Annotated in this window: 8 protein-coding genes and 1 pseudogene; 2 read left to right on the forward strand and 7 right to left on the reverse strand. The window is 58.3% G+C overall.

From position 1 onward, the window contains the following. Positions 1-140, forward strand: a pseudogene (locus E1N52_RS42185) (IS5/IS1182 family transposase); the annotation flags it as partial. Positions 141-176: 36 nt separating this feature from the next. Here the strand turns inward: E1N52_RS42185 and E1N52_RS42190 are convergent. The 7 genes from E1N52_RS42190 to E1N52_RS45725 all read right to left on the reverse strand — a co-directional run bounded on the left by E1N52_RS42190 (position 177) and on the right by E1N52_RS45725 (position 8964). Beyond that, the gene (locus E1N52_RS42190) at positions 177-1442 is read right to left on the reverse strand and encodes an SIR2 family protein (protein WP_165979582.1); all 1266 of its coding nucleotides are present in this window, start codon (positions 1440-1442) and stop codon (positions 177-179) included. Between the two features lie 170 nt (positions 1443-1612). Then, entirely contained in the window at positions 1613-1969 is a 357-nt protein-coding gene (locus E1N52_RS45715; RefSeq protein ID WP_133190955.1) for a GIY-YIG nuclease family protein, read from the reverse strand. A gap of 374 nt (positions 1970-2343) precedes the next feature. Further along, complete coding sequence (locus E1N52_RS45720) at positions 2344-2529, reverse strand: hypothetical protein (RefSeq protein WP_425468212.1); 186 nt, start codon at positions 2527-2529, stop codon at positions 2344-2346. Between the two features lie 265 nt (positions 2530-2794). Then, positions 2795-3841 carry an Imm72 family immunity protein gene (locus E1N52_RS42205; RefSeq protein ID WP_133190949.1) on the reverse strand — a complete coding sequence of 349 codons (1047 nt, stop codon included), beginning with the start codon at positions 3839-3841 and terminating at the stop codon, positions 2795-2797. A 55-nt stretch (positions 3842-3896) separates the two neighbouring features. Then, positions 3897-5396 carry a hypothetical protein gene (locus tag E1N52_RS42210; RefSeq protein ID WP_133190951.1) on the reverse strand — a complete coding sequence of 500 codons (1500 nt, stop codon included), beginning with the start codon at positions 5394-5396 and terminating at the stop codon, positions 3897-3899. Continuing rightward, entirely contained in the window at positions 5393-8182 is a 2790-nt protein-coding gene (locus tag E1N52_RS42215) for a type VI secretion system Vgr family protein (RefSeq protein ID WP_133190953.1), read from the reverse strand. Before E1N52_RS42215 ends, E1N52_RS42210 begins: the two co-directional genes overlap by 4 nt. Before the next feature lie 494 nt (positions 8183-8676). After that, positions 8677-8964: a DUF6538 domain-containing protein gene (locus E1N52_RS45725; RefSeq protein ID WP_425468213.1), complete on the reverse strand. Its 288-nt coding sequence runs from the start codon at positions 8962-8964 to the stop codon at positions 8677-8679. Between the two features lie 382 nt (positions 8965-9346). Here E1N52_RS45725 and E1N52_RS42225 point away from each other — a divergent pair. After that, the coding region (locus E1N52_RS42225; protein ID WP_165979410.1) for a helix-turn-helix domain-containing protein at positions 9347-9506 on the forward strand (160 nt) is incomplete at its 3' end.

The following is a 9506-nucleotide window of genomic DNA, read 5'->3' on the forward strand; positions in this document are numbered from 1 at the left end:
GTTTCGGCTGGGCCAAGACCGTGGGGCGCATGCGCCAGGTGATGGTGCGTGGCTTGAAGAAGGTGGACCAGATGTTCGTGTTGAATATGGCGGCCTACAACCTTGTGCGCATGCGATCGCTGGCACAGGTGCGTCCATAGTGGCGGGAAAGCGGCAATGAGGCCAAAAAAGTAGCCTCAAACCGCCGAAACAACGTTGAATTCGCGTTGAGATTGCGCAATCTGAAAAATTTTGCGGCAGGAGCCGCGTAAGCGGAACAAGGCCGTCTCCGTTGGGCTGTATTTCAGCGGCCTGCTAAGCGCAGCAACTTCTCGGGCAACATCCGGATTCCCTGGCTTGAAAAGAAAACACGCCCAGCCACGCGCAGACAATTCGAGGGCGAGAAGGTGAAGGAATATCGTCTTGCCATTACCAAGACGACCGTCGATCACCAAAGCTGACTTATGCTCGATTGCGTCGGCGGCAGTGCGAATCGCTTCGGCCCTCGCAATCGCGTAGTCCTCTTCAGGTTGAGATCGCGCCAGCCTCCCCGCATTGAAATCACCATAGACCAGCAAGTCATAGATTTCTGTCGCTGTAGGTCGGGCGCTCGTCTGGCTATCCCTCATCGGAGCAAGCGAGCGAAACGATCGAAGATTGTGCAGTGTCGGGACAGTGGGACGGGGCGCATTAGCCAAAGCTGCGGCGAACCCTTCTGTACCGGTGAACAGCGTACGGCCATATTGACTTGTGCGCCTAAGGAATATCGGATCAGGCGTGGGCCCTTGAATGAAGGTCGTCCGGGCAGCGAGTTGCGGATTCTCTAGTAAAAGAGCCGCGATGTGATAATCGGCGAGGCTATACCCAACGATATAAATCGCGCTGGCATAAGCGAGATCCCGCTGAAATTGGTCGTACCATGGCGATCTGACCACATATTGGTTCACATATGAAGCCTCACCTAGTATGAGACTACTCTGTAAATTACCGGGGGTAACCAGTCTTATGCTTCCGTGAAGATGAATCAATGCACCGTGCAGCAGCTTATTCGGCAAAGCCTCAGAAACGTCGAACGTATTGGGCTTTGCATTAGCCGCCAGTCGATGAGTCTCGACAACATCGTCGTAATTAGTGGTGTAAATCCGCCTCCAGTTTTCGCTGAGGATAGCCGTTTGCGCATCATCAAGCGTTGTCACGCGAAAAATTCGGTAGAGTTCGTCACTCAGCTTCTGCGCATCCTTTTCAGCAAACTCTTCGGTCAAAACCTGAAGATCATAGGTTGTATCGTCAGGAAGCCCAAGTTGTTTAATGAAGTGTCGCCGCAGTCCAGCCCCATTGGGTGGTTTTTCGCCCGAGATGTTTGTGGCGCCGAGGCTGAAACCCGAGCCAAGAAAGAGTATGCTCGACTCAGGATCGCATTCGCCAAGACTAGTAAGGTTTTGTGTCAATTTGTACTTCTCCACCCGTTGTCTCCTATGACTATTTTCCGTTCGCGCTTTCCAAGGCATTAATTTAAACAATTCCAGCCATTTTAACGGATTTTGGCATCCCCGTTCTTGACAAAGGAGACGCTGTGCCTCGTCAAGAAAACCATCGTTTGATGATGTAGAGTCTCCGCAGCATCGAGTGTGCCTCAAATTTCAAGGAAAGCGCCAGTCGTGCCGTCCCTCCTCCATTCCGGACCTATGAAGTCCGGCATGTTCAAAAGCACTTCGTGAGTGAATCCACCTTTATTTGCTCTCGAAAACGCGGCATCAAGCGTTTCAAAAAAAATCTTCGCCCCCTCGTACCACTCTGCACGGCTTTCTGGCTCTAGAAGAACGTGCAGAAGCTTTTCTAGGCCCTGAACTTCTGCGCGATACGCAGACCGCACAACGAAAGCATGCAAAACCGAATGTGGGCATCCGGTCTGAATGTTTGACAGGCGACGCGGAATGTCTGATGTCAGACCGAGCTTTACGTAGATCTTGCTTTCACCTCGGCAGTCAATCTAATAGACATAGTGTGTATCCATTGGTACGGACTCCATGGCGGTCAAGCTGCAGCTTTAAACTGGCTAGCCCCTTTGACCGCTTCAGCGTCCATTAATCGATCATATCTGCCCAGTCCTGCAACCTCGCCGTGCGCTGCTCGCAATATTCAGCCTTGTTGGAGGCGGCCCTGACGGCTCCTGCGCGTGCGCCAGGCATTTCGCAACCCAATACGTGTTGAAGCCGGCCTCATGCAGCAGCGTGCAGGCCGTGCGTGCGTTGGACAACTCGCTCTCGCGCGCCATCGTCAGCAGCTGCTTGGCGGCCGTCCGAATGGACGGCGTCGTGCCGATGCGCTCCATATACGGCTACATCAAGCCGATTTCTTCAGGTTTCAGCACATGGTCGGCAGCTCAAAGTTCGCGATGGATGTTGGGCACACCAGCTCTGCCGCCTTCGCGAGCTTGTGGCCGCGCTCCATGGCCCAGAGAAAGACCTGCAACATCACATCGCGGGCATGCACTGCATAGCCGGAGCCCCGCGCTCCACGACGGCGTCGGTCGTATCCGCGGGTCTTCATCCGTGATCTCCACCAACTTCAGGTTGCCAAATTTCAGTTTCAATTTGCGCTCATAGACTAAGCGCCGCATCTCCCGCGTGGAGTTAGCCAGGTGATAGCCATGCAGCCATTTCGGCTCGCTGGGTTCGTCCACCGCTCGCGGCGCCGGGCGGCCTTCGGCCGTGAGCGGACCACCAAGGACGTTCAAGGAACGGCGGAAGGTCGCCCCTTTCCGGCCGGTCGAACCCATCACGCGCCGAATCGCAACCCAGCTCAGTACGCGTTGCTATGCTTCGCGCACCAGCACCCACCTAACCCAATGGACCGCGCGGTCGCCGAGATTGTCCGTGACGAGCATATCGGGCATTGTCTGCCCCTCCTCGAGCTGCACGGTTTTGCCTCCGAACTCCTCCGTGCGCCAATTCCCCGAGACCGGACAAAGCTCACCGGTGCGCACCGCGGGCACCGAATCCGTGCCCCGCGGTGGACGCTCGCGAGCGGGCGCAAGGAAGTAGGCAGATTCGTCCGGTACGGCGCCATCCTTGTAGCGGGTGTCTTCCCAAAGCAGACGCCAATGTGTCGGCACCGGAGCGAGGCTCCAATTGCCGTCGTCCTCGTCTACTGCCGATAGATTGGGCGCCTGCGTTTGTGCGACAAAGTAATTGAAACAGCCCGCGTTGCGCATGGCCTCCACGTTCATAGGCTCCCAGATGCCGTCGCAAGGCACACGCTCGCCGGAACGAATCATCAGAGCCCGAGGCTGCGGCATCTCCGGTAGCACGTTCGGGAATTGCGGAAACTCGAATTCGTAAAACGTATAGTGATACTTGCTCTTGTCAAGCAGGGTCTGCGGATATCGGAGCCTCGCAAGTTGCAACGTCGTCCCTGCCACCTCCAATGACGCATTTTCGGCTTGATACATCGATGCGCGCAACAGGCGCGCAAGCGCGTCAACCTTTGGAGGATAAGGCAAGAACTGACCGCCACGCTCCCAGTAGTTGGGATTCGTGTAGAAATAGTCGGAGAGATAGCCGGTCTGCATCACAACGCGATCCAGCGCCTCGCCTTTACGCCAGACGAAGCGGCGCCCGAGCACCAGTTCGTCGAGCCCACGGTCGTACAGGCTCAGAATTTCGTAGATGGTCGCCAGGTGATCGGCGGACACCATTTCTGGGTCCTTCGGCGACCACGTTTTGACGGCGGTTTCGTAGGCTGCCGCAAATGTCCTGAAGGCGTCGCGCTTCTTGCGCCAAAGCGAATAGCTGGTGACGCGCTGGAGCAACCAGAATATCTTGCGGCGCACGCCCGGATCCTGCATGTCGATCTCTTGCATTATTCGGTCCGACCTTGCGATTTAAATACGCTATTCAAGCATGCCATGTTCAAACTCACTTCTCGCGCACTTCGTCCGCGGCAAGCTTACGTGTTGCCGCCGCGCCCTGGTCCACGGCCTCGCCGTAACCATATACCCGCTCGACATCCGTCCAGTTGGTCTTGACGAATTCGAAGCGCACACCGCCGATCATTTCCGTTCGCACTGCGTTCGAAGCCGCGGCTTTCACTTCGTTGCCGATGGCCGTGATGCGCTCGACGACCGCTTTGTCGAACTTGGCGACCAGTTGCTCTGCTCCGCCCTCCAGGTATTGAAAAGGCGCTCCCGGGCTGTATTGTTCCGCGATCCGCCCAAGCCACGCTTTCGCCTCGGGCCAGATTTCAGCGAGATTATCGGGAAGATGCGCCACGACCATGAAGCCGTTGGCATTCCAGTCGTCGAGCACAGCAGCGCTTTCACGCCACGCCTTCGCCGTCTTCGGCGCGTCGCCCACGCCCCAATACGCCGCTCCCCAAAAGCCGCCCGCGAAGGACTCGCTGGCCTTTGTGACTTTGCTCGCATTACCAAAAACCCTGAAGATCTTTTTGCCCACCAGTTCTCGCGCCGTCACCGCTGAGATCTTGCCGTGAAACGACGCGATGTCTTTATAAACCCTTTCGTCGCCGAAAACCGGCATTTTGGAAACACCGTAAAAGAGATCGGGCCAACCTTTTGCGATATACGGGTCATAACTCGCTCTCAAGCGGGCACTCATTTCGACGTCGTCCACGAGCGCCGGGATCGATGCGTATTTGCCAAGCGGCGTAGGTGGGCGCTTCAACTCTTCTTTGAGTTCCGCCTCGGTTTCCCGCGCGACCTTCGGCGCACCGCCCGTTGCGACAACATGCTTCTCACCTTCGTACGCCGTATTCTGCAATACGCGGATCTTCTCGTTCAGCGCGTCGAGCGCCTTGGGTACCATCTTGTCCGCTTCCTGCGGCAACGCACCAAAGCCGTCTGCAACCATCTGCAAGTGGCCGTGCCATTGCTCGGGAAGCAAGCTTCCCATATGCGACTTGAGCGTCTTTTCGATCGTGCGACGCACCGTCGAGCAGAAGCTCTTGAGCTTCTCGACGAGCTGCGCCTGATATTGGCGTACATTTAGCGTGCGCAGCCAGTTCGGAGCGTCGCCATGACCGACCCGGTTAAGGTACGCAATCACTTCCTGGAGCAGCTTTTCATCCTTTGCGGCGTCGCCGGCCGCGCGCAATGCGAGTCGCCCCACGCCCTTGATGACGCCACCCACCACGGGAATCAGCGCGAAGGCGAGCACCACCAACATCACCCATTCCATCACCTCTTCGCGCTTGCGCGGATCGCGCGCCATGCCGATGCTCACCGCGAGCAGATCGCGTACGGCCGTTACGTCCCCGACCACGGGAATCATGCCAATTGCAGCGTCCGTGATGATCTGGCTGATCGACTGCTTTTCGTTGAACGCACCCTGCATCGTTCCCCAGCACCACTGCCCGACCTCCAGTGAGGTTTTTTCGAATTCGTCGAGGCTTAAACTCACGCTTGTGTTCCCCCGTGCCTCGCAATGAGCGCCTCGATGTCCGCATCCGCCAGCGACGCCCCTTTGTAATCCGGATTCTTCGTCAAGTTCTTGCGCGCCCACTCGCGCGAATCAGCGCCCAGCTTCACGTCGACCGTGCCAGCAGGGATGTCCTGCAGATTCATGCGCCCCTGCGCATCCAGCGCGCCCTCACGGGTGCTGCCGTCTGCCAGCGTGGCGAGATATTTCGCTCCTTGCACTGGCTCGTTGTCGTGATACAGATACTGCATGGCGGCCGCGTACTTTGACGTCGGGAGTGCCGGTAGCGGCCAGCTCATACTGGCTGGCCCGCTGAACGCATGCTGGCTGCCCTTGATATCCACGAGGCCGGGAGCGTGAATCTCAATGTTTCCGCCCTTGAGGCGAATATAGCCTCCGCCGGACGTCAACAGAATTTCCTCGCTCGCTGCCACTTCGATATTCTCCGTAGCGGAGAGGACTTTCACGGACTTCTGCGCAGTCAGTTCAATGTTGTCCATATGCGCTTGCACTTCTACCTTGCCCTTGCCGGCGAACAGCTTCATGCCGGCGTTCTGCACGAAGAGGCTCAGCTTCTGCGAGACGCTCGCGACCAGCGACTTTCCCGTCGCGACATAGGTGCTTTCGCCGCTGACGAGATTGATCTGTTCGTTCGCTGCAATATGCGTCGATTGTTGCGTCGACAGCGCGAGGCCCGCTGGGCTCGCCATCAACATCACAGGCTCGCTGAACGCATTCGCGCTGCCCATGCCGCCGCCTGCCGTGTTGCCGCCGCTTGCGCTTGCGCCTCGCACACTCGATTGCGTTGCGCTCGCAATGTCCTTGAGCGCTCGCTCGCCATCCTCGAGCGACTCCGCCTGATGCGCCTCGCTCGCCTGCGAGAGCGCGTCCATTGCGCTCTGAGAACCAGTGATCTGCGTGTGCGCTTCGTTCGCGTCGAGTTGCTGGCTCGCCGCGGCCTTCGCATAGGTGCTGACGTAAAGGCCCTGGGCCGCACGGATCGCTCCATACGCGCTCGACTGCAGGTCGAAACCGCTGCCCAGATACGCACCGCGCGCGTTCGCGCTTTGCGCAATCAGATACCCCAGATGCAATTGAGAGTTTTCACTCGTGGTGTATAGCTGCATGCGGTTCTGACCCGTGGCGTCATCCATGACCAGCTGGTTGTAACCACTGCCTCCGTATTCCTTCGACTTGTAACCGGAGAGAATACCGTTCGAATGCCAGTGCGAACTCGTCGATCCGTTGTACAGGCGACCGGTCACGATGGGCCGATCGCAGTCGCCACCAACCCATTCCACGATCACTTCCTCGCCCACGCGCGGCACGTGCACACCGCCGTAGCTGCCGCCCGTGTCGGCCATCGCCACGCGCACCCAGCATGAAGCCTTTTCGTCGCCCGCGTTCAGGCGCTCCCAGTGGAAACGCACCTTGATACGGTTCAGCGTATCGGTGTAGATCTCTTCGTTTGCTGGACCAACCACGATAGCTGTCTGCATCTGCATTTTCGGCTTGCGATGCTCGAACGGACTGCGATACGGCACGGCCCTGCGCTGCGCCTCGATTTTCAAAAGCAGGAAGCCTTCGCTGCCGTCGGCGCCTTTGATCGTGAGCGCGTCGCTTTCGCCCTGATACACGGCCTTGATCGCGGCAAGCTCGCCCTGCAGGCTGTGCGGAAACGACTGCGCCTGAGTGGCCGAAACGGGCAGATTATTCTCAATCGCCCAGTGCACCTCGATGATGGCGAACTGGCGATCCTGCGGGCCGTCCGAATCGTGCTGCGGATGGCCTTCGAGTTCGAACCAGCGCCCGGCTTCGAGCCGCCGCACCGCGCCCGCGCCTTCAAAACGCTTCGCGCGCGACTCCCACTCCTCCATGCGAATTTCCGAGAGTGCGTCGCCGCGCGACTGCTCACCGTAGGTATAGGCGCCCGTGTACTCGTAGACCTCCATCTGCTGCGGCAGGTCACCCTGACTTGCGTGCGCGGGCACCGACGTGCCCTTCGAGTTCACTACGCTGGAAGGCGACTTGTAGTCGAACGTGCGCGTGGCGAGCGTGACACTTTGCAGCGTACGCGTGCCGCTCCATTGCACTAGCGCATCGGATTCGCTATTCACGCCCGATCGGTAAAAAACGACCGACCGCGGATTTAAAGCAGACAGCGCATCTATATTATCAGTAATTATGACCGTATGTGATTTACCATCCGCGGCATATTCGAAATAACTGAAAAGGCCTTCGGACTCCATGATCCGCTGGCAGAAATTCCAGTCGTCTTCGTATTGCATGCAAAAGGATCGCGACGGCAATGCATTTTGAATCGAAAAGCGAAATGCGCCTTGCGCTTGGGGATGCGCATTGAATACGTCGGTGAGAATCGCGTCGGCCGTTTTGCCCTGCCAGATGCGCGCGTCCTTGCGGAACTTCAGGAAGTGCAGCCAGGAAGCGAATTCGATCTGATAACTCGTCAGCCCGCCGTCCGCACCCAGCCGGCGCGCAGTGTGGACGTAGCCGTGATGCGGCAGATACGACTGATCGGCCTGCTGGAGCCAAAGCGTGACCGGCTGTGCGATCAGCTTCTTGAGCTCGATATTGTCGTCGGCGGCAACAGCATCGAGAGTAAAATGACATTCGCGGCCAATACGTGAACGGCCAATCGCGCGCTGCGCAAGCAGGACATTTTCGCCGAGAGGCGTGTCGAGCCTGAGTAGCCGGTCAGTTTGCACGAGCCCCCCGGCAATGGCTCCAACCAGATCCTGCGCCCCCATTGTTAATCCCTTTATCGTTCCGCCCTAATCGGACGCCGGTATTCTACACATCTTCCGTTAATGTGCCGATTTGGAAACGCGCAATCCGGATACTCATGCTTAAAGCATCGAAAACCGCTACTTACATTTTCTGATTGAGTCCGGGGGGACAATCGGGCTTATTACTTATCAAAACTTGATTTGCAAAATGCGACGCTCCTGTCATAGAAGCGACCCACCAACTTGTTAGCAATGCAGACTGTCTCTCCGTCTGGAGTACGGTCCGCGGCCCATGCTACAACAAAGGCGGCAAGGTGTTCCCCCCGACGCTCCCCGGCCTTGAAGGACGGCGACGCTATCGGCGCGCGTGTACCCCTTCTTGCGGGGATCCGGCACGGATACGGTGTGAGCGGGCGGACCTGGAATGGCAATCGCGGCGGCGGGTCCCCGTCCCTGTAACCACTCCATGAAGTGCGCGAACTCGGCGCACCGCGCCTCCCGCGCGTCGTGTTTGGCTAGCTGCTGATCCAGCGGTTCGACGGCTTTGTCGGCGGCTTCCCACGTCTCACGGGCAGCACTGCCCAGCGAGTTAGCCCCCCCGGCTGGCGCAGTCGCTCCCATTCCAGGTCTGCGAAGTGGGCCTGCTCCCGTACCAGTGCCTCGGCTTCCCTACGATCCGACGTACCCAGGGCGCGACAGATTACTTCCTGGAACTCGGCACGAATCTTCCGGCGGTAGTAGTAGCGCGAGCCACGGCGCAGCAGATAGCGAGTCGCCGTCACGGACACCCCTGACGAACTCATGGCGGTGCGCTTATTCACGACTGCGGCTCTTCGAAAGTGCGGACGCACGGCCAGGCAGTGACAACGGAGAGAACAACGAAGGACAGCATTGAAGACTCCAGTGCAGGAGACACCGGAAACACAGCCCAACGCCAGAAGTGATACAGCCGGAACCCTTACTGCTAGAGGCTCCGGCTGATATTGCCTGGTCGGGGCGAGAGGATTTGAACCTCCGACCAGCTGCACCGTACGCAGGTTCACTCTGGCCCCCGATGGGCGGGCAAATTCCCCCACCTGTGGGCACCTCAAAATCCCCCACCTAGAGACACGCGGAGCATGATGCTGGCGCGGTCTGGCAGGACGTTACCTTGCACCCCTCGAATGAAGAAGAGGGGTTGTTGGAGTGAATGTCTTGAAGCCGCATCTGCAAACAACCATCGCCACGCTCGTCGCAGCGGGCAAACGTCAGCGGGAGATCGCCCGGATTACGGGCGTTGACCGGAAGACGATCCGTAAGTACCAGGAGCAATTCGCGGCGGCGCAGGCAAATTCCCCCACGGTGC

The sequence above is a fragment of the Paraburkholderia guartelaensis genome, from assembly GCF_004353905.1.
Lineage (GTDB): Bacteria > Pseudomonadota > Gammaproteobacteria > Burkholderiales > Burkholderiaceae > Paraburkholderia > Paraburkholderia guartelaensis.

What these genes read in the sequence shown, in the direction of transcription:
- E1N52_RS45720 (WP_425468212.1), bottom strand. Translation starts at nt 2,529, where the DNA reads ATGAAGACCCGCGGATACGACCGACGCCGTCGTGGAGCGCGGGGCTCC.
- E1N52_RS42205 (WP_133190949.1), bottom strand. Translation starts at nt 3,841, where the DNA reads ATGCAAGAGATCGACATGCAGGATCCGGGCGTGCGCCGCAAGATATTC.
- E1N52_RS42215 (WP_133190953.1), bottom strand. Translation starts at nt 8,182, where the DNA reads ATGGGGGCGCAGGATCTGGTTGGAGCCATTGCCGGGGGGCTCGTGCAA.
- E1N52_RS45725 (WP_425468213.1), bottom strand. Translation starts at nt 8,964, where the DNA reads ATGAGTTCGTCAGGGGTGTCCGTGACGGCGACTCGCTATCTGCTGCGC.